This window comes from Mycobacterium sp. pR1184 (assembly GCF_041287235.1).
Lineage (GTDB): Bacteria > Actinomycetota > Actinomycetes > Mycobacteriales > Mycobacteriaceae > Mycobacterium.
In genome coordinates this window covers 17,504-36,037 of sequence record NZ_JBGGKR010000015.1, presented here as the reverse complement: position 1 = coordinate 36,037, position 18,534 = coordinate 17,504, and the positions used below count along the sequence as shown (strand labels likewise).

20 protein-coding genes are annotated in these 18,534 nt (G+C 67.6%); 9 read left to right on the top strand and 11 right to left on the bottom strand.

Translation table 11 applies throughout. From position 1 onward, the window contains the following. The first annotated feature begins 1 nt into the window (after position 1). From ACAG21_RS23045 to ACAG21_RS23030, 4 genes are all read left to right on the top strand, one after another. Positions 2-1,297, top strand: coding sequence for an HRDC domain-containing protein (locus ACAG21_RS23045; RefSeq protein ID WP_370498585.1), 1,296 nt, complete (start codon positions 2-4; stop codon positions 1,295-1,297). Positions 1,298-1,491: 194 nt separating this feature from the next. Further along, positions 1,492-2,757 carry an EspA/EspE family type VII secretion system effector gene (locus ACAG21_RS23040; RefSeq protein ID WP_370498584.1) on the top strand — a complete coding sequence of 422 codons (1,266 nt, stop codon included), beginning with the start codon at positions 1,492-1,494 and terminating at the stop codon, positions 2,755-2,757. Beyond that, positions 2,754-3,071 (top strand): ESX-1 secretion-associated protein, encoded by a 318-nt coding sequence (locus ACAG21_RS23035; protein WP_370498583.1) that lies wholly within the window; start codon positions 2,754-2,756, stop codon positions 3,069-3,071. Before ACAG21_RS23040 ends, ACAG21_RS23035 begins: the two co-directional genes overlap by 4 nt. Positions 3,072-3,133: 62 nt before the next feature. Continuing rightward, positions 3,134-3,721, top strand: coding sequence for a hypothetical protein (locus ACAG21_RS23030; protein WP_370498582.1), 588 nt, complete (start codon positions 3,134-3,136; stop codon positions 3,719-3,721). A gap of 40 nt (positions 3,722-3,761) precedes the next feature. Here ACAG21_RS23030 and ACAG21_RS23025 read toward each other — a convergent pair whose 3' ends face one another. The 5 genes from ACAG21_RS23025 to ACAG21_RS23005 form a co-directional block, all read right to left on the bottom strand. After that, a complete protein-coding gene (locus tag ACAG21_RS23025; RefSeq protein WP_370498581.1) occupies positions 3,762-4,109 on the bottom strand; it encodes a YbaB/EbfC family nucleoid-associated protein in 348 nt (115 codons plus the stop codon). A 115-nt stretch (positions 4,110-4,224) separates the two neighbouring features. Then, complete coding sequence (dxs, locus tag ACAG21_RS23020; RefSeq protein ID WP_370498580.1) at positions 4,225-6,138, bottom strand: 1-deoxy-D-xylulose-5-phosphate synthase; 1,914 nt, start codon at positions 6,136-6,138, stop codon at positions 4,225-4,227. Positions 6,139-6,175: 37 nt separating this feature from the next. Then, on the bottom strand, positions 6,176-7,639 hold the full coding sequence (locus ACAG21_RS23015; RefSeq protein ID WP_370498579.1) for a cation:proton antiporter: 1,464 nt from the start codon (positions 7,637-7,639) through the stop codon (positions 6,176-6,178). Positions 7,640-8,048: 409 nt separating this feature from the next. Then, positions 8,049-9,245 carry a class I SAM-dependent RNA methyltransferase gene (locus tag ACAG21_RS23010; RefSeq protein ID WP_370498729.1) on the bottom strand — a complete coding sequence of 399 codons (1,197 nt, stop codon included), beginning with the start codon at positions 9,243-9,245 and terminating at the stop codon, positions 8,049-8,051. Positions 9,246-9,285: 40 nt separating this feature from the next. Next, a complete protein-coding gene (locus tag ACAG21_RS23005; protein WP_370498578.1) occupies positions 9,286-11,280 on the bottom strand; it encodes an APC family permease in 1,995 nt (664 codons plus the stop codon). 123 nt (positions 11,281-11,403) lie between these two features. Here ACAG21_RS23005 and ACAG21_RS23000 point away from each other — a divergent pair, with 123 nt between their 5' ends. Beyond that, on the top strand, positions 11,404-12,087 hold the full coding sequence (locus ACAG21_RS23000; protein WP_370498577.1) for a TrkA family potassium uptake protein: 684 nt from the start codon (positions 11,404-11,406) through the stop codon (positions 12,085-12,087). A 38-nt stretch (positions 12,088-12,125) separates the two neighbouring features. Continuing rightward, positions 12,126-12,803, top strand: a complete 678-nt coding sequence (locus tag ACAG21_RS22995) for a TrkA family potassium uptake protein (RefSeq protein WP_370498576.1) — start codon at positions 12,126-12,128, stop codon at positions 12,801-12,803. Here the strand turns inward: ACAG21_RS22995 and ACAG21_RS22990 are convergent. Together ACAG21_RS22990 and ACAG21_RS22985 are read right to left on the bottom strand one after the other, a co-directional pair. Beyond that, the gene (locus ACAG21_RS22990) at positions 12,800-13,474 is read right to left on the bottom strand and encodes a DUF3159 domain-containing protein (RefSeq protein ID WP_370498575.1); all 675 of its coding nucleotides are present in this window, start codon (positions 13,472-13,474) and stop codon (positions 12,800-12,802) included. The two genes, ACAG21_RS22995 and ACAG21_RS22990, sit on opposite strands and share 4 nt — an antisense overlap. Further along, on the bottom strand, positions 13,471-13,839 hold the full coding sequence (locus tag ACAG21_RS22985; protein WP_036468284.1) for an OB-fold nucleic acid binding domain-containing protein: 369 nt from the start codon (positions 13,837-13,839) through the stop codon (positions 13,471-13,473). Before ACAG21_RS22985 ends, ACAG21_RS22990 begins: the two co-directional genes overlap by 4 nt. 138 nt (positions 13,840-13,977) lie before the next feature. Here ACAG21_RS22985 and ACAG21_RS22980 point away from each other — a divergent pair, with 138 nt between their 5' ends. Further along, entirely contained in the window at positions 13,978-14,676 is a 699-nt protein-coding gene (locus ACAG21_RS22980) for an alpha/beta hydrolase (protein ID WP_370498574.1), read from the top strand. A gap of 36 nt (positions 14,677-14,712) precedes the next feature. Here ACAG21_RS22980 and ACAG21_RS22975 read toward each other — a convergent pair whose 3' ends face one another. Next, positions 14,713-15,492 (bottom strand): DUF3710 domain-containing protein, encoded by a 780-nt coding sequence (locus ACAG21_RS22975; protein ID WP_370498573.1) that lies wholly within the window; start codon positions 15,490-15,492, stop codon positions 14,713-14,715. Continuing rightward, positions 15,489-15,953, bottom strand: a complete 465-nt coding sequence (gene dut / locus ACAG21_RS22970) for a dUTP diphosphatase (RefSeq protein ID WP_370498572.1) — start codon at positions 15,951-15,953, stop codon at positions 15,489-15,491. Before dut ends, ACAG21_RS22975 begins: the two co-directional genes overlap by 4 nt. Before the next feature lie 25 nt (positions 15,954-15,978). On the opposite strand from dut, the gene ACAG21_RS22965 reads away from it, so the two are divergent. Further along, on the top strand, positions 15,979-16,458 hold the full coding sequence (locus tag ACAG21_RS22965) for a DUF3093 domain-containing protein (RefSeq protein WP_370498571.1): 480 nt from the start codon (positions 15,979-15,981) through the stop codon (positions 16,456-16,458). Between the two features lie 9 nt (positions 16,459-16,467). Here ACAG21_RS22965 and ACAG21_RS22960 read toward each other — a convergent pair whose 3' ends face one another. Further along, positions 16,468-16,770, bottom strand: coding sequence for a DUF4193 domain-containing protein (locus ACAG21_RS22960; RefSeq protein WP_036468275.1), 303 nt, complete (start codon positions 16,768-16,770; stop codon positions 16,468-16,470). A gap of 182 nt (positions 16,771-16,952) precedes the next feature. On the opposite strand from ACAG21_RS22960, the gene cei reads away from it, so the two are divergent. After that, positions 16,953-17,606, top strand: coding sequence for an envelope integrity protein Cei (gene cei, locus ACAG21_RS22955; protein WP_370498570.1), 654 nt, complete (start codon positions 16,953-16,955; stop codon positions 17,604-17,606). A 1-nt stretch (position 17,607) separates the two neighbouring features. Here cei and ACAG21_RS22950 read toward each other — a convergent pair whose 3' ends face one another. Then, the gene (locus ACAG21_RS22950; protein ID WP_370498569.1) at positions 17,608-18,486 is read right to left on the bottom strand and encodes an inositol monophosphatase family protein; all 879 of its coding nucleotides are present in this window, start codon (positions 18,484-18,486) and stop codon (positions 17,608-17,610) included. Between the last annotated feature and the right edge of the window lie 48 nt (positions 18,487-18,534).

Below are 18,534 nucleotides of genomic sequence, written 5' to 3'. Positions count from 1 at the left end.
CATGCCTGAGTCGGAGGACCCGGGGCCTGACGGCACCGTGCCCGACAGCAGCGCGCCCGAACCCACCCCACTGCTGCACCCGGCCGAGGGCTTACCCGACCTGTCGGTGACGGTCAGCCAGATCTCGGAAGCCGCGCGTTTCCTGGACAGCGGGCACGGGCCGTTCGCGGTGGACGCCGAGCGGGCGTCGGGCTTCCGCTACTCCAACCGGGCCTACCTGATCCAGATCCGGCGCGCCGGCGCCGGGACCGTGCTGATCGACCCGGTCAGCCACGGCGACGATCCGCTGACGGCGCTGCGGCCCGTCGCGGAGGTGCTCAGCACCGACGAATGGATCCTGCACGCGGCCGACCAGGATCTGCCGTGCCTGGCCGAAGTCGGCATGCACCCGCCGGCGCTGTACGACACCGAGCTCGCCGGTCGCCTGGCCGGATTCGAGCGGGTGAACCTGGCGGCCATGACCGAGCGGCTGCTGGGCCGTGGTCTGGTCAAGGGTCATGGCGCGGCCGACTGGTCCAAACGACCGCTGCCCACGGAGTGGCTCAACTACGCCGCCCTCGACGTCGAACTGCTCGTCGAACTGCGCTCCGCTATCGCCGCAGAGCTGGCAGACCAGGGCAAAACCGATTGGGCCGCACAGGAATTCGACTACCTGCGCAGCGCGGGCAGCAGGGAGGCCACACCGCGGCGCGACCGCTGGCGGCGCACGTCGGGCATCCATCGGGTGCGCGATCGCCGCGGTTTGGCGGCGGTGCGCGAGCTGTGGACCACCCGCGACAGCATCGCCGCGCGCCGTGACATCGCACCGCGGCGCATCCTGCCGGACTCGGCCATCATCGAGGCCGCGATCGCCAATCCGAAGACGGTCGAAGAACTGGTCGCGTTGCCGGTTTTCGGCGGGCGCAACCAGCGGCGCAGCGCGGCGACGTGGTTGGGGGCGCTGGAAACCGCGCGCAGGAGTCAGGACCCGCCCGAAGACGCCGAGCCGCCGAACGGTCCCCCGCCGCCGGCGCGGTGGAGCAGGCGCAAACCGGAGGCGGCCGCCCGGCTGGAGGCCGCCCGGGCCGGGCTGTCGCAACTGTCGGGGCGGGTGGGGGTTCCGGCAGAGAACCTGGTTTCACCCGACCTGGTGCGGCGACTGTGCTGGGACTGGGTCGAAGCGCCCGACCCGGTCGAGGCAGTCGAAGAATTCTTGTGCGCCGGCCACGCGCGGGCCTGGCAACGCGAGCTCGTCGATCCGGTGCTGGCCACCGCGCTGCAGCCGCCATCCAAAACCGAAGACGACTCCGCGCAATAGGCGACTCGCCGATTTCTTCGTCGCTGCGTTATGCGGCGCAAACAAGTGGCGCGAACCTTACACCAAACTGAGTAAACCTGAAAAATACCTGTAGAAATTCCTGATCGTCGCAAAATTGGTGCACCCGGCACGTTACGACTGCGGTTAAGCTTGCGATAAGAAGCGAGTTCCAACCCGAAGAAGGGTCTATTGAAATGGCCGTTGCAGCATCAGAAATTGGCGGCCTAGTGGGTAGTCTCGCCGGCATAGGCAGGAATATCGCCGCCAAAGATTGGATTGCAACGGGTATTGGCGCCGGCGCATTCGGCATGGAAACCACCAAAATCATCGTCAAGGGCATCGCCGAGCGGAGAATCAAGGCCGAAATAGAACGCGGCCTTCAGGAGCGAACCAATCCCTGGGCGGCAGAGGTGCCGATTATCGAGTGGGGCATCGTCGCCATTACGGTCTTCGAATACTGCCTCGGCCTTGGTGACGCGACCAAGGGCGTTGAATTCGACAACGCCCGTTCCAAACTCGACTCGCCCAAGCGAGACTTGCAGTTGGCCATCCCCGACAACAGGTGGGAGTCGATCGCATCGCAAGAGTATGCCAAGCAGAACCAAGCCCAACTGAATCGCGTTTCCCTGATTCAAGCCAAGGATCAGGCGATGATGGATGCGCTTGCCGCCGAAGTCGCTCAGCTCACTGAAATACGCCGAGCGGTCGCTGGAATCAAGGACGGACTTACCGGGTGCATATTCGTCGCCCTGCTGATCAAAGCCTATGGCAGCGAAGCCTCGTCGTTGGTGTTTCAGAAAGTGGTCACCCTGGCCGCGATCGCAGCAACGGTTAGTGCCATCGGTTATATGGAATTCTACTCGGGCACCGAGACCAAACCCAAGCTAAAGGAAGTGGTCGAAGAATACGAGAAGATGATCGCCGAGATGAACAGTTATCTGTCCGCTTCTCACCTGGCGCCGACCGCCGGCTCGGCGCCCGCGAAAGGCTCGAAAGTCGCCGATTTCTCCATCCAGACCGGTGCGACGGTCATGCAAAACCCGTCCACGTCAGCGGGCGAGGCCGCACCGAACACATCGACAACCGTGTCCGCCCCCAGGCAGCAGAGCCAGACGTCGGAGCAACCGGTGAGCGGCACGCCCGGCCTGAGCCCGCTGCTCCGAGAGCCCACCCCAGCCGAAGACCGGCCCGGGCAGTCCACTTCGCCCCTGCCGAGCACCGGCACCCCGCCGCCGGCCACCGCCGCTCGGCGGAGCAAGACGGCCCCGGCCGCCGACGAACAGGCCGCACCCGCGAGCGTCCCCCCCGAGGAAGCCACCGTGAGCCCGGACATCGAAGTCGCGGGTGCGGCCGCGGGCGCCGAGGCCACCGAGCGCCCGCCGGTCGAACTCACCTCCCCGGGCGCTGAGCAGGCACCCGGACCGTCAACGGCGTACGAGACATCGAGGAGAATCCGATGACCAATCTGAGCGTCACGTCAAATTATCTCGTCGACGTGCTCGCGGCCGCGCATCAGCGAACCACCGATGACTTCAAGAAATCCGCGGCGGCGGTCGAGGGAGTCGGCGTCAACGCGTGGGTCAGCCATGGTGTGGCCTGCGGAGCCGGCAACGATGCGGTGGTCGAGGTCGAGGCTCGCCGCGCCGAGGCGATTCGTCTGATGATCAAGGTTGCCGACGACCTCGCCACGAAGCTGCGTGCGGCCGCCCAAGCGTACGAGGTCACCGACCACAAGGCCGCTCAAGATCTCGACACACAGCTGCGCCCCGGCTGAGCAAGCACAGCGAAAAGGCCGCCATCCCACCGAAATTCGCAACCTCGAGAGAGCAGGACGCCATGCCCCAGGACCCGAGTGAAGACGGCGTAGATGACCTCTTTGCCGCGATAGACTTCTCCGGCGCCGGTGAACCCGCCGGCAACAGCACCGATTCGGCTGCCGCCCTTGACTTCTCCGCCGCGGACAACGAGGAAGGGCCGGAGAGCGAAGCCGTCGGCATCTCACCCGTATATGCACCGGCCGCACCCGAGGAGACCGCGACAGTGCTGGACGCCATCGATGCGGTGACACACGCCCCCGAGGAAGCCGAAGATGTTGTTGCGCTGTTCACCGTGACCAATCCTCCTGGGACGGTATCGGTTTCGGCACTCGGAGACGGGGCCATCGATCGGGTGGCGCTGTCAGCAGAGGTGACACGCCTTACCGAATCGCAGCTGGCCGAGGAGATCCTCGTCATCGCGCACCTGGCAACCCAAAAAGGGCAAGCCGCCCAGCATGAGTTGCTCTTCGAGACCATGTGCGAGCTGGGCGCGGGCGATCCCGACGCGCTCGGCGACCTGCTGGAGAAGGGCATGGAATTGGCCTCGCCGCAGCGCGCCGCCGAGACACAGGCCCGAATGTTCGCGACCCGCTACCACAATGGCTGATCGCCCACTGCCGCGACGACTCCGACGGCGTTAGGCGCCGCTAGACCACGCCCAACGTGTCCGTCATCGACCCGGCAATGCCGGCCAGGGACTCGACCAGCCGTTGCTGCTGGGCTTCGTTGGCCACATTCACGACGGCCGCCGCGTTGCACAGGGCCTCGTTGACGCGCCGCTCGACCGTTTCGGCACCGAGGCGCAACAGGCCATCCTCGATACGGAGGTCGGTGAGGTTGCGGCGCCCGTTCACCGTTACTTCGACGGTCTTGGCGTCGTCGGTGGCCGTGAACGTCTCGGTGTGCGTGCGATACAGCTCGTCCTCGAGGGCCGACTGCAATTGTTGTCCGTACTCCAGCGCCTGGGCCAGCTGTGGGTGGCGGTCTGTGCTCATTAACCAGGTCCTTTTCGTCGGGCTCGCCGTCGCGTGGTCAAGCACCAATTGTGTCCTTGGTCCACAATTTCCATTGTATTGCTTTGACCGGGGCCCTCAGCGCACCAAATCGGACCTAGTCCAGGGGCTCGCGGATCTCGGCTTCGGATTCGCTACTGACCAGGGCGGCAACCCAACCCGTGATCCGGCGGGCCACATCCTGGTCGGTCAGCCCGAGGTCGGCGAGCACCTCACCGCGTGTGGCGTGCTCGTAGAACCGCTGATCCAGGCCGACATCGCGGCACGGCATGTCGATGTCGGCACGGCGCAGCGCGGCCGAAACCGCCGACCCCACACCACCATTGACGCCGTTGTCCTCCAGCGTGACGAGCAGCTTGTGTTGCACCGCCAATTCGAGTACGCCGTCGGAGACCGGCAGCACCCACCGCGGGTCGATCACGGTCACACCGATCCCCTGGTTGTGCAGCCGCTTGGCCACCTCGAGCGCCATCGGGGCGAACGCGCCGACGGCCACCAACAGCACATCGTCGTTGAGCCCGTCGGCGGGCACCGCCAGCACATCCACTCCGGACCGTTGTTCCAGAGCCGGAATGTCTTCGCCCACATCGCCTTTGGGGAAACGCAGCGCCGTGGGGCCGTCATCGACCTGCAGCGCCTCGCCGAGTTCTTCGCGCAGCCGGGTGCCGTCGCGCGGAGCGGCTACCCGCATGCCGGGCACGATGTTCAGTATCGACAGGTCCCACATGCCGTTGTGGCTGGCGCCGTCGGAACCGGTGACCCCGGCACGGTCGAGCACGATGGTGACGGGCAGCTTGTGCAGCGCCACGTCCATCATGATCTGGTCGAACGCCCGGTTGAGGAACGTCGAGTAGATGGCCACCACCGGGTGCATCCCACCCATTGCCAACCCGGCGGCCGACGTCAGCGCGTGCTGCTCGGCGATACCGACGTCGAACAGCCGGTCCGGGAAGCGCTGCCCGAACGCCGACAGCCCGGTCGGGCCGGGCATCGCCGCCGTGATCGCCACGATGTCGCGACGCTTTCGGGCATATTCGATCAGCGCCTCGGAGAAGGTCGCCGTCCAGCCCGGGCCCGGGATCTTGGTGGCCAGGCCGGTGGCCGGGTCGATCGGCGCGGTGGAGTGCATCTGCTCGGCCTCGTCGGCCTCGGCCGGGGCGTAGCCCATGCCCTTGCGGGTGGCGACGTGCACGATCACCGGTCCGCCGAAACCGCGGGCACGGCGCAGCGCGGCCTCGACCGCGCGTTCGTCGTGGCCGTCGACCGGGCCGACATACTTCAGCCCGAGGTCGGTGAACAGCAGCTGCGGGGCCAGCGAATCTTTGATCCCCGCCTTGACGCTGTGCATGAAGTGGTAGCAGATCTCGCCGATCAGCGGCACCGCGCGCACCACGTCGCGGCCCTTTTCCAGCGCCTGCTCGTAGGCCGGCTGCAGCCGCAGCATGGCCAGGTGGTCGGCGACACCGCCGATCGTGGGGGCGTAGCTGCGGCCGTTGTCGTTGACGACGATCACCACGGGACGACCCGAGGCGGCGATGTTGTTCAGCGCCTCCCAGCACATGCCACCGGTCAGCGCGCCGTCCCCGACGACGGCGACCACATGCCGGTTGCGGTGTCCGGTCAGCTCGAACGCCTTGGCCAGGCCGTCGGCGTAGGACAACGCCGCGCTGGCGTGGCTGGACTCCACCCAGTCGTGCTCGCTCTCGGCGCGCGACGGATACCCCGATAGGCCGCCCTTTTTACGCAGCGTCTCGAAGTCCTGGCAGCGACCCGTCAGCATCTTGTGCACGTAGGCCTGGTGGCCGGTGTCGAAGATGATGGGGTCGTGCGGCGAGTCGAACACCCGGTGCAGCGCCAGCGTCAGCTCGACGACGCCGAGGTTCGGCCCCAGGTGGCCCCCGGTGGCAGCCACCTTGTGAATCAGGAACTCGCGGATCTCGGAGGCCAGATCGCGGAGCTGCTGTTGGGAAAGGTGCTGCAGATCGGCAGGGCCGCGGATCTGTTCCAACATCACGTCAGTCTACGCAGCCGACGCCGGATGTAGCTCGCTACGAGGTGCCGAACAGTTCGGCCAGGCTGTCATGAAGTTCGGGATCGGCCAGGACGACGACCTCGTCACCGGCCTGCAGCGCGGTGTCGCCCCGCACCGGCACCAGGCCGGTGGCGCGCACCACCATGCTCACCCAGATGTCCCCGGCACGATCGCCGAGACCCTCGATCGTGCAGCCCTCGGCGGCCGACCCCGGGGCAACGCGCAGGCGATGGATACCCTCTGGTTCGTCCTGCAGCCGGATACCGATCTCCCACGGCTGCGTCTCGACGGTACGCATGGGCAGCCGCAGCAACTGTGCGACACCGGGCACCGAGCTGCCCTGCACCAGCACCGAGAAGATCACGACGACGACCACGATCCCGTACAGACGTTCCGCATCGGCGACATGTGCGGCCCGCAAGAACTCGCCCAACAGGATCGGCACCGCGCCCTTGAGGCCGGCGAAGAGGATGAAGATGCGTTCGTTGTGCTGCAGTCGGACCGGAAGTAGACAGGAGCCCACCGCCAACGGCCGAATCACCAAGGTCAGGGCCACGCCGAGGACGAGCCCGGGAATCCATACGTCGGGGTGGGCAAGGACGTTGAGGTCGACGGTCAACCCCAGAACGGCGAACGCGACGATTTCGGCCAGACCCGCCAACGCGGCGTGGAATCGCTTGATATCCGGCTTGTAGGGCGCCCGAGCGTCGCCGATCACGATGCCCGCGACGAACACCGCCAGAAATCCCGAGCCGTGTGCCAGCGTCGCGATGCCGTACAGCATCAGGCTGGATGCCAGCGTCCGCAGCGAGTAGAGGCCTTCGCTCGGCAGTGCCACGCGGCGCATGAACACGAGCAGAGCGCGGCCGCCGATGACCCCGACGGCCAGGCCAATCGCCATCTGCAGCGCGAATTCGGTTCCCACCCGGGCGAATCCGGCCGCCGTGAGGCCGCCGGCGGCGATCAGGCTGGTCATCAACGCGATTCCGACCGGGTCGTTGGCGCCGGACTCGCCTTCCAGGATGGTGCTGCTGCGACCGGCGATCTCACGTTTGCCCAGCACCGAGAAGACCACGGCCGGGTCGGTGGGAGCCACGGCGGTGGCCACGAGCACCGCAGGGAACCACGCGATTCCGCTCAGGTAATGCAGGATCACCGCGGCGCCGGCGGCGGTGAGCGCGGTGCCGATGACGCCGACCGAGAGGATCGGGGCGGCGGCCGCGCGGAAGCGCGCCGGCCCGATGTGCATGCCGCCGTCGAACAACACCAGCACCAGCGCGATCGTGATCACCCGCTCGACGGTCGGCTCCGATGGTGACTGCACCGCTGATACGGTGTGCGCGGCGACCGCGGCTCCGACCAGAACCAGCAGGGGCACCGGGATTTTGACGCGCTCCGTCAGCCGATTCGCCAACACCGCAATCAGACCAACGGCACTGGCGAACAAGACCAGCAATGCGTACCGGAGAGTCTCGTTCACATCGCCGGCCCGGCGCTGAGCATGAATCGGGCAGTCGCGAAGCGTTGTTCGGCGGCAGCCACTCCAGCCTCTCGATCGTTCGACAACGAAATCGCCGACCAGACTTCCCGGCACACCGCGACGCAGTCTAACCTGCCGCGCAGTCGCGTGGGTCGGGCAGTAGGCGCGTTTGGCGAACCCCCCACTAGTCGGCTTGTCACCGAAGCCGGCCAGGGGTGCAGCCCAATCGAATGCGAGTTTCCTGAATCTTGTTGCCGGACAATGCGATAACTAGCCACTGGGTCCCCCTGCAGACATCCCGGAGCATAGTCGATGCCGATTCGTGCCTGCGATGGTGGCGCCGAGGCTGCGCCGAGGGCGCACTCCCCAGCCCAGATCACGCCCTGAGCGCAGGCTCGGCGGGGGGACGTCACCGGGTCAGCAGCGCGATGCATTCGGTGTGATGAGTCAGCGGGAACGCGTCGAACACCGTGATCTTTTCGACGGCATAGCCGTGACCGAGGTACAGGCCGACGTCGCGGGCGAAAGACGCTGCCTCGCAACCGATGTGCACTACCCGCGGAACACCGGCGGCGGCGAGCAGGTCGATGACGTCACGTCCGGCACCTGAGCGCGGCGGATCCAGCACCGCGATGTCGGCGCCGGCTTTCTGCGCCGACACCGCGCGACGCACCGAGTCGGTGATGATGTCCACCTGCGCGAGATCGTCCAGTGCGGCCCGCGCGGCCCGCGTCGACGCGCGCGAGGTGTCGACACAGAGCACCCGCCCCGACTCCCCCACCGCGTCGCCCAGCGCGGCGGCGAACACGCCGACGCCGCCGTAAAGATCCCACACGCTCATGCCGGTGCCGGGTTGCGCCCAGTCGGTGACCAGAGCGCTGTACACCCGCGCCGCATCCCGGTGCGCCTGCCAGAACGCGGTCACCGGCACCCCCCAGCGACGCCGCCCGACGCGTTGGGTTGCCTCGTAGTTGCCCTGCACCACGTTGGTCGCCGTTCGCCCGCCCTGACGCAGGGTGCGCACCACATGGCGGCATCCGTCGTCGTCGACGGCGACGTGCAGCTGTGCGTTCGCGGACACCTCGGCCGGAGAACACGTCTGGGCCAGTCCGTCCAGCATGCCCGGCGGCAATTGCGCACACCGCAGGTCGGTCACCAGCTCATCGCTGTGGTAGCGGTGGAACCCGGGGCGGGCGTCTGCGCCCACCTCGAGGCGCACCCGGGTGCGCCAGCCCGTGGGACCGCAATCCGAAAGTGGTTGTGCCTCACCGCTCCAGTGATGCCCGCCCAGGCGCTCCAGCTGATTGGCCACCACCTGACCCTTGAGCGTCCGAACCGCTTCCGGGGTGGCAAATGCCAGATCGCAACAACCGGCGCCCTCGACGCCGGCGATCGGGCACAACGAATCGGTCCGGTCCGCCGACGCGTCGAGGACTTCGACAACCTCTGCGTGCCAATAGGATCCACGCTCCGCGGTGACCCGCACCCGCACCCGCTCGCCGGGCAGGGCGTAGCGGACGAACACCACCCGGCCCTCGTGGTGCGCAACGCAGCTACCGCCGTTGGCGGCGGCACCGGCTACCAGCGTCAGCTCCCCAGGCGGCAGCGCGGACTCGGCACTCACGATATCGTCCTCGTCGAGCCGCTTAGTCGAAGATCCCGCGACGGGCGTCACCGGGAGCGGCGTGCGGCTGCAGGGTCTTGAGCCGCTCCGACGAATTCAATTGCCAGGGAACCGAAGTCACCATCACGTTAGGCATGAACAGCAGCCGGCCCTTGAGTCGCAGCGCACTTTGGTTGTGCAGCACCTGCTCCCACCAGTGGCCGACGACGTACTCGGGGATGAACACCGTGACCACGGTGCGCGGCGAGTCCTTGCTGACCCGCTTGACGTAATCGAGCACCGGGCGGGTGATGTCGCGGTAGGGAGAGGCGATGACCTTCAGCGGCACGCTGATCTCGCTGTGCTCCCAATCATGCACCAGCTCACGGGTTTCCACGTCGTCCACGCTGACCGTGACGGCCTCGAGCACATCGGGGCGGGTCGCACGCGCGTAGGCCAGCGCGCGCAGGGTCGGTAGATGCAGCTTCGACACCAGCACCAGGGCGTGGTTGCGGCTGGGCAGCACCACGTCGTGCTGGGCGGCTGCCTGCTCCTCCAGTTCCCGGGAGACGGTGGCGTAGTGCCTGCGGATCATCTTCATGATGACGAACAGCGCGCCCATCGCGACGATCGCGATCCAGGCCCCGGCAAAGAATTTCGTGACCAGCACCACCAGTAGTACCGCGCCGGTGGATAGCAGACCGACCGTGTTGATCACCCGCGAGCGCTTCATCTTGGCCCGCATCTTCGGGTCGGTCTCGGTGCGCAACAGGCGAGTCCAGTGCCGGACCATGCCGATTTGGCTCAGCGTGAACGATATGAACACACCGACGATGTAGAGCTGGATCAGCGCGGTGACCTCACCGCGGAACGCGATGACGAACGCCAGAGCCGCCGCCGACAGAAACAGGATCCCGTTCGAGAAGGCCAGGCGGTCACCGCGGGTGTGCAGCTGGCGCGGCAGATAGCTGTGCTGTGCGAGCACCGAGCCGAGGACGGGGAAGCCGTTGAACGCGGTGTTGGCCGCCAGCACCAAGATCAGGGCCGTCACGGTGGCGATCAGCAGAAACCCGATTCGGAAGCTGCCGAACACCGTCTCGGCCAGCTGGGTGACCAGTGTCTTCTGCATGTAGCCGGCTGGCGCACCCGTCAGCTGGGTGGCCGGGTCGTCGACCAGCTGCACATGGATCTGCTGGGCCAGCACGATGATGCCCATCAGCAACGTCACCGCGATCACGCCGAGCATCAGCAGCGTCGTTGCGGCGTTGCGGGACTTGGGTTTCTGGAACGCCGGGACGCCATTGCTGATCGCCTCGACACCGGTCAGCGCCGCGCAGCCGGACGAGAACGAGCGGGCCAGCAGGAAGGCAAACGCGAAGCCGACGATCTGGCCGTGCTCGGCATGCATCTGGAAGGCCGCGGACTCGGCCCGCAGCGGGTTGCCCAGCACGAAAATCCGGATCAGTCCCCAGCCGATCATCACCACGACCCCGACGATGAACGCGTACGTCGGAATCGCGAAAGCCACCCCGGACTCCCGGATCCCACGCAAATTCAACGCCATCACGAAGATGATGGCGGCCACACAGAACCACACCTTGTTCTGCGCCACGAGCGGAACCGCCGAACCGATGTTCGCCATCGCCGACGACGTCGAAACGGCAACGGTGAGAACATAATCCACCATCAACGCACTGGCCACGACGAGGCCGGCGGTCTCGCCGAGGTTGGTGGTGACCACTTCGTAATCCCCGCCCCCGGAGGGGTAGGCGTGCACGTTCTGCCGGTAACTGGCCACCACCACCAACATCACCGCGGCCACCGCAAGCCCGATCCACGGCGTCAGCGCGTAGGCGGCCGCGCCGGCCACCGAGAGCATCAAGAAAACTTCCTCGGGCGCATACGCCACCGACGACAGTGCGTCAGAGGCGAACACCGGCAAGGCGATGCGTTTGGGCAGCAGGGTGTGGCTCAGCCGGTCGCTGCGTTGCGGTCGCCCGATGAGCAACCGGCGCGCTGCGGTTGAAAGTTTGGACACGAGAGCCAAGAGTAAGCGCAACAGGCCATGCCGGTAGCGTCCGTGGGCGAGAATGTTCCCGACGGAAATCGGCTGGCCACACAAGTTTGCCGATGGAACGCGACCCAGCCGAGAGGACCTGACGTGCGGGTGGTTGTAATGGGCTGTGGCCGGGTGGGCTCTTCGCTGGCCGACGGGCTGTCCCGAATTGGCCACGACGTCGCCGTGATCGACCGCGACAGCACCGCATTCAACCGGCTGAGCCCTGAGTTCGCCGGCGAGCGGGTGCTGGGCCAGGGCTTCGACCGGGATGTGCTGCTGAAGGCCGGAATCGAGGAGACCGACGCGTTCGCCGCGGTGTCCTCCGGTGACAACTCCAACATCATTTCGGCCCGGTTGGCCCGCGAGACGTTCGGCGTTCACCGGGTGGTGGCCCGGATCTATGACGCCAAGCGCGCCGAGGTCTACGAGCGCCTCGGCATTCCCACCATCGCCACCGTGCCGTGGACCACCGACCGGCTGCTCGGCCTGCTGACCCGCGACACCGAGACCGCCAAGTGGCGCGACCCCACCGGCACGGTCGCGGTCGCCGAGGTCGTCCTGCACGAGGACTGGGTGGGGCGCCGCGCCACCGACCTCGAGCAGGCCACCGGTGCGCGGGTGGCGTTTCTGATCCGGTTCGGCACCGGCATCCTGCCCGAGCCCAAGACGGTCATCCAGGCCGGCGATCAGGTCTACATCGCCGCGATCTCCGGCCGCGCGGCCGAGGCGGTAGCCATCGCCGCCCTGCCTCCCGCCGACGACATTGATTCGGGGGCGGGGCATTGAACCCGAGCCGCCGGACCGCGACTTAAGGAGCGCCGCACATGAAGGTAGCTATCGCCGGGGCGGGAGCGGTCGGCCGCTCGGTCGCCCGCGAACTGCTCGAGAACAACCACGACATCACCCTGATCGAACGCAACCCCGACCACGTCGACGTCGACGCGATCCCGGCCGCGCACTGGCGGCTCGGCGACGCCTGCGAACTGAGCCTGCTGGAATCGGTCCACCTCGAGGATTTCGACGTGGTGGTCGCTGCGACCGGGGACGACAAGGCCAACGTGGTGCTGTCGCTGCTGGCCAAGACCGAGTTCGCGGTGCCCCGGGTGGTGGCCAGGGTCAACGATCCGCGCAACGAGTGGCTATTCACCGACGCCTGGGGTGTCGACGTGGCGGTGTCCACCCCGCGCATGCTGGCGTCGCTGATCGAAGAAGCCGTCGCCGTGGGCGATTTGGTGCGCCTGATGGAATTCCGGCGGGGTCAGGCCAACCTGGTCGAGATCACGCTGCCCGACGACACGCCGTGGGGCGGCAAGCCGGTTCGCCGGCTCGAGCTGCCCCGCGATGCCGCCCTGGTGACCATCCTGCGCGGCCCACGCGTGATTGTCCCGGAAGCCGACGAGCCACTGGAAGGCGGCGACGAGTTGCTTTTCGTCGCGGTCACCGAGGTCGAAGAGGATCTGCGCAAGCTGGTGCTGCCGTCGGTGGCGCCGCCCGCCACCTAGTCGACGACGGTCTCGGGTTCGATCTGCGGATCGACAGTATCGCCGGCGCCGGCCATCGCGCGCTGCGCGGCCCTGATCGCCCCGTAGGTGACCAGCGCGGCAGCCGCGGTCAGCGGCCAGCCCATCCCGATGCGCGCCGCTGCCAGCCAGCCGGTCTGGTCGGCGTCGTAGAGCAGTCGCTGCACCACGAACCGAGCGGCGAAGACCAGCGTCCAGCACAGCGTGGCGATGTCGAACGCGTAGACGGCCCGCGATACGTTGCGCCAGGCGCGGTCGCGCCCGGTAGCCCAGCTCCAGGCGTAGCCGACCAGCGGCCGGCGGATCACGACGGACACCGCGAAGACCACGGCCCACACCAGCGAGACCCAAATGCCGAGCAGGAAGTAACCCTTGGAGGCTCCGACGATGTAGGCGATCAGCGCGCTGACCGCGACCCCGAAGAACCCGGAGAACGCCGGCTGCGTGGATTCGCGCCGAATCAGCCGCCACACCAGGACGAGTGTGGCCAGCCCTAGCGCGGCCCCGATCGCGGGCACCAGGCCGACCAGGCTGGAAGCCGCCACGAAGGTGACGACGGGTAGCGACGAGTAGATGAGACCGCTCACCCCGCCCAGCTGGCTCAGCAGGCGTTCTGGGTTGATGCGGTTAGACGTGTTGCCGGGCAGAGTCAACGCTGAATTTCGTAATGCGGGTTGTAGATGGCCTTGGTTCCGTTTTCCAGCTTGCCCATCCGGCCGCTCACCCGCAAAGTGCGTCCCGAGTCGATGCCGGGGATCCGGCGCTGGCCCAACCAGACCAGGGTCACCGTGTCGCTGCCGTCGAACAGCTCGGCCTTCACACCGCCCGCGCAGCCCTTGCCGTTACATTCGACGCTGCGCAGCGTGCCCACCATGGTGACCTCTTGGCCACGTTCGCAATCGATCGCGCGCTGTGCGCCAGTGCTCGCGACTTCGTCCGACAATTCCTCGGAATCGCGTTGCTCCGGGTCCTCCGTCAACCGACGGGTGAGGCGGCGCAAATAACCCTGGGCCCCCATGGCCACTCCTGACAATTGGAGAAAAAGCTGCGGTGCTTTCATCTATGCCAACGGACACCGTAGACCTGTTGGTTCCCCTGCGCCAACCGAATCAAACTGTGATTTTGGGAGGTTCGCCGCGCCGGACAGTATCGAGGCGTGGGTGTGGATCTGCGCGGTGTGACGGCGGTGCTATTGCCCGGAACCGGATCCGACGACGTTTACGTCAATCGGGCATTTTCCGGACCGCTGCGCAATGCCGGCGCGCGGCTGATTTGCCCGCCGCCGCGGCCGCAAGGATTGGTCGACGGCTACCTGTCCGCCTTGGACGAGGCCGCGGGTGCAGGCCCCATCGCCGTCGGCGGAATCTCGATCGGTGCGGCCGTAGCGGCCGCGTGGGCACTGACACACCCAGCCCAAACGGTGGCCGTGCTGGCCGCGCTGCCCGCCTGGGCGGGACCGCCGGGGTCGGCGCCGGCCGCGCTCGCCGCGCGGTATTCGGCGTCCCAGCTACGCACCGAGGGCCTGGCCGCCACGACCGCACAGATGCGGGCGTCGAGCCCGGCGTGGCTGGCCGACGAGCTGACCCGGTCCTGGCGTGCCCAGTGGCCATTGCTGCCCGACGCGATGGACGAAGCGGCCGCCTACGTCGCGCCCAGCTGTGACGAACTCAACACGCTCGCGGCACCGCTCGGCGTGGCGGCCGCGGTCGACGATCCGATTCATCCGCTGCAGGCCGGTGTCGACTGGGTCGCCGCCGCGCCCCACGCGGCGTTGCGGACGGTGACGCTCGATCAGATCGGCGCGGACAGCGCCGCGCTCGGGGCGGCCTGCTTGGCGGCGCTGGCCGACGCGTAGGCGCGAGGCAGGGTGGCCTGGCCGTTTCGGGCCGGGTCAGCCGCCGGTGGTGGTGCGCAGCTGCTGCATGGCCGACCCGTCCGCGCTGCGGCGCGCGGCCGGATCGTTGGGCGGCGTTTGCGCATCGGTTTGTTGGGCGGCCTGCTGCGCCGCCTCGGCCTGCTGCAGGGCGGCCTGACGCAGTTGCTCGGCCATCGGTTCGGGAAGGTTCACGGCCAGCGGCGTGCGCACCGGCAGCGGGGTGTCGCCGCGGCGAACAACGGTGTCCGCCAACGCCGAACGCGCCTCCTGCTCGAGTGCCTCGATGGTTTCGTGCGGGCCGTTGATGACGCATCGGATCATCCAGCGGTAGCCGTCGACCCCGATGAAGCGCACCACCCCCGACGCGGTACCCACCACCTCGCGACCCCACGGGCCGTCCTTGATGCTGACTTGGGCCGAGTCCTTGCGCAGCGACTCGGCGAGTTCGCCGGCCACCTCGCGCCACAGGCCGCCGGTCTTGGGCGCGGCGTAGGCGGCGATCGTGAACCGGCCGTTGGGCGTGACGACCCACACCGCGCTCGGGACGCCGGTCTCGGTCAGCTCGACCTGCAGCTGGCCGGCCTCGGGCATCGGGATGAGCACCGAGCCCAGATCGAGCCGGGCCAGCTGCGCGACCGACGGGTCGTCGAAGTCGTCGATGTCGAACGGACCCTCCAGCTCGTCCTCGAACTCGTCGTCGACCGGGTCGGCGGCGACGTCGGCTGCGGCCGAGTCGTCGCCGGCCAGTGCGGCGGAGGCGTCGTCGTTGCCTGAACGTTTACCGAATGCCATCACAAACTCGCATGTCCGCCGGAGGAACCGTGACCACCATCGCCACGGGATGTTTCGGCCAGCCCAGCCTCGTCGAACGACGCGACCTCGACCAGCTCGACTAACTCGACCCGCTGCACCAGCAACTGGGCGATGCGATCGCCGCGGTGCACCACGATCGGCTCGGCCGGGTCGAGATTGATCAGTGAAATCTTGACCTCGCCGCGATAGCCGGCATCGATCGTACCCGGACTGTTGACGATCGAAAGTCCAACCCGCGCAGCCAATCCCGAGCGCGGGTGCACCAGGCCGACCATCCCGAACGGGATAGCGACGGCCACACCGGTACGGACCAGGGCGCGTTGCCCCGGGCCCAGCGTGACGTCTTCTGCGCTGAACAGATCAACTCCCGCGTCGCCGTCGTGGGCACGGCTGGGCAGCGGGAGCTCGGGGTCGAGGCGGACTATGGCCAGACTGGTCGACACGGGGCCACAGACTACCCTTGACCGGGTGTCGAGTACGCGCGTCGCGCCGCACAGTGTGCGATATCGCGAACGGCTGTGGGTCCCGTGGTGGTGGTGGCCACCGGCCTTCGCGCTGGCGACGTTGATCGCCGTCGAGGTCAATCTGGGTGTCAAGGCGCTTCCCGACTGGCTGCCGTTCGTGGTGCTGTACATCGTGGCGACCGGCGCGCTGCTGTGGCTGGGCCGCATCGAAATCCGGGTCACCGCCGGCCCAGACGGTGTGGTGCAGCTGTGGGCCGGGGAAGCCCACCTGCCGGTCACCGTGATCGCCCGATCCGCGGCGATAGCGCCGACGGCGAAGTCGGCGGCCTTGGGGCGTCAGCTCGATCCCGCGGCGTATGTCGTGCATCGCGCGTGGGTCGGGCCGATGATTTTGCTGGTCCTCGACGATCCAGACGACCCGACGCCGTACTGGATGGTGAGCTGCCGTCACCCCGAACGGGTGCTGTCGGCACTGACACGCTAGCTGCGACTATCAGGCTGCACAGTCGGTGCAGATCATCACGCCGTTCTTCTCGCTGGCGAGTCGACTGCGGTGTTGCACCAGAAAGCAGCTCGAGCAGGTGAACTCGTCGGCTTGTTTCGGAATGACCCGAACCGAGAGCTCCTCACCAGACAAGTCAGCGCCAGGCAGTTCGAAATTCTCGGCGGACTCGGATTCGTCCACGTCGACAACAGCCGACGCGGCCTCGTTCCGCCGTGCCTTGAGCTCCTCCAGCGAGTCCTCCGAAACGTCGTCTGTTTCGGTACGCCGTGGAGCGTCATAGTCGGTAGGCATCGTCCAATCCCCTCACATGCCTGCGTTACCTCAGGCAACGCTTTGTACCAGCGTCGAACGCATCCACCAAACGATTCGTGCCCGCAACGCGGTCGGATGGGTTGTGATTTACCTCACACCCCCGAATTAACCCTCATATTCGCCGTTAAACAGTGGATTTGGTGTGCGGCTAGAGTGCAGCTGTGGTCGCACAAATCACCGAGGGTACAGCCTTCGACAAGAACGGTAGGCCCTTTCGGCGACGCAATCCCCGACCCGCGATTGTCGTGCTGGTTTTCCTGGTGTTGGTGACCGGCGTCGCCTGGACGGTGGCGCTGACGCGACCGGCCAAGGTTCACGAGGCCGCGGTGTGCAACCCGCCCCCGGCACCGGCCAACGGATCGGCGCCGGCTCAACTCGGCGAGCAAATGTCGCGCAGTGCGATGGCCGATGTGCCGCCCGCCAAACTCGCCGACACCAAGGTTCGCGTGCTCAACGCCAGCGGCCGCGGCGGCCAGGCCGCCGACGTCGCCGGCGCGATGAAGGATCTGGGCTTCGCTCAGCCGACCGCGGCCAACGACCCGATCTATGCCGGCACCCGGCTGAACTGCCAGAGCCAGATCCGGTTCGGCACGGCCGGCGGCGCCACCGCCGCCGCGGTGTGGCTGGTCGCCCCCTGCAGCGAGCTGTTCAACGACAACCGCGCCGACGATTCGGTCGACCTGGCGATCGGCACGGAATTCACCGCGCTGGCCCACAACGACGACATCGACTCGGTACTGGCCAGCCTGCGTCCCGGTGCCACCGGATCGTCAGATCCCTCGCTGTTGTCCAAGATTCACGCCAGCAGCTGCTGACTCAGTCGGCGATCGGCGCTAACCCGTCGAACTTCTCGAGTGCCGCCAGCAGCGCGTCGGCGATTCCGGGCGCGGCGGCCACCACCAGCCCCGCCTCCGATCCAGGCGGCCCGAGGGTCCCGGGCGGCGGTACCAACACCCGTGCCCCGGCCTCGGCCGCGATCAGCCCACCCGCGGCACGATCCCACACCTGCAGCCCGTGCTCGTAGTAGGCGTCCAGCCGTCCCGCCGCGACCATGCACAGATCCAGGGCGGCGGACCCGACGCGGCGCACGTCGCGCACCAACGGCAGCATGTTCGCCAACAGCGCGGCCTGAGTGGTGCGGCGCCCGATCGAATACCCAAAACCCGTGCCCAACAAGGCCATCGATAGGTCGGTGACGTCGGCGCACCGCAGCGGATGCGTCCCCTGCGCGTCGATGACGTGGGCACCGAGGCCCTGCGCCGCGGAATAGACCCGGCCTGCCACGACGTCGGCGACCGCGCCGGCCACCGACACGCCGTTGATCTGGGCGCCGACCGACACCGCGTAGGCCGGGATGCCGTAGACGAAATTCACCGTGCCGTCGATCGGGTCGAGCACCCAGGTGACCACATCGTCGGACGCCGCCTCCTGTTCGGTCGGCCCGCCGCCCTCTTCCCCGAGAATCGGGTCGCCAGGCCGTAATTCGGCCAACCGGTCGCGCAGCAGCCGTTCGGTCTCGGTGTCGACCACCGTGACCGGATCGGTCGGTGTGCTCTTGGACCGCACCGCGCCGCTGTCGGTCCCGCCCGCGTGGGCGCCGAACACCTCGGCGCGGCGAGACCTGACGAACTCGGCGGCTTCGGCGGCCAGTGTTTCGGCTGCTGCGCGCAGCTGGGCGGGCTCGGATCGCGTCACCGGACCATCGCAACACAGTCGGCCACCGCGGCGCGCAGCGACGGCACC

Bases quoted from the DNA above. Each gene is read 5' to 3' on its own strand.
- ACAG21_RS23045 (WP_370498585.1), top strand. From the start codon at position 2: ATGCCTGAGTCGGAGGACCCGGGGCCTGACGGCACCGTGCCCGACAGC.
- ACAG21_RS23040 (WP_370498584.1), top strand. From the start codon at position 1,492: ATGGCCGTTGCAGCATCAGAAATTGGCGGCCTAGTGGGTAGTCTCGCC.
- ACAG21_RS23035 (WP_370498583.1), top strand. From the start codon at position 2,754: ATGACCAATCTGAGCGTCACGTCAAATTATCTCGTCGACGTGCTCGCG.
- ACAG21_RS23030 (WP_370498582.1), top strand. From the start codon at position 3,134: ATGCCCCAGGACCCGAGTGAAGACGGCGTAGATGACCTCTTTGCCGCG.
- ACAG21_RS23025 (WP_370498581.1), bottom strand. From the start codon at position 4,109: ATGAGCACAGACCGCCACCCACAGCTGGCCCAGGCGCTGGAGTACGGA.
- dxs (WP_370498580.1), bottom strand. From the start codon at position 6,138: ATGTTGGAACAGATCCGCGGCCCTGCCGATCTGCAGCACCTTTCCCAA.
- ACAG21_RS22995 (WP_370498576.1), top strand. From the start codon at position 12,126: ATGAAGGTAGCTATCGCCGGGGCGGGAGCGGTCGGCCGCTCGGTCGCC.
- ACAG21_RS22985 (WP_036468284.1), bottom strand. From the start codon at position 13,839: ATGGGGGCCCAGGGTTATTTGCGCCGCCTCACCCGTCGGTTGACGGAG.
- ACAG21_RS22960 (WP_036468275.1), bottom strand. From the start codon at position 16,770: ATGCCTACCGACTATGACGCTCCACGGCGTACCGAAACAGACGACGTT.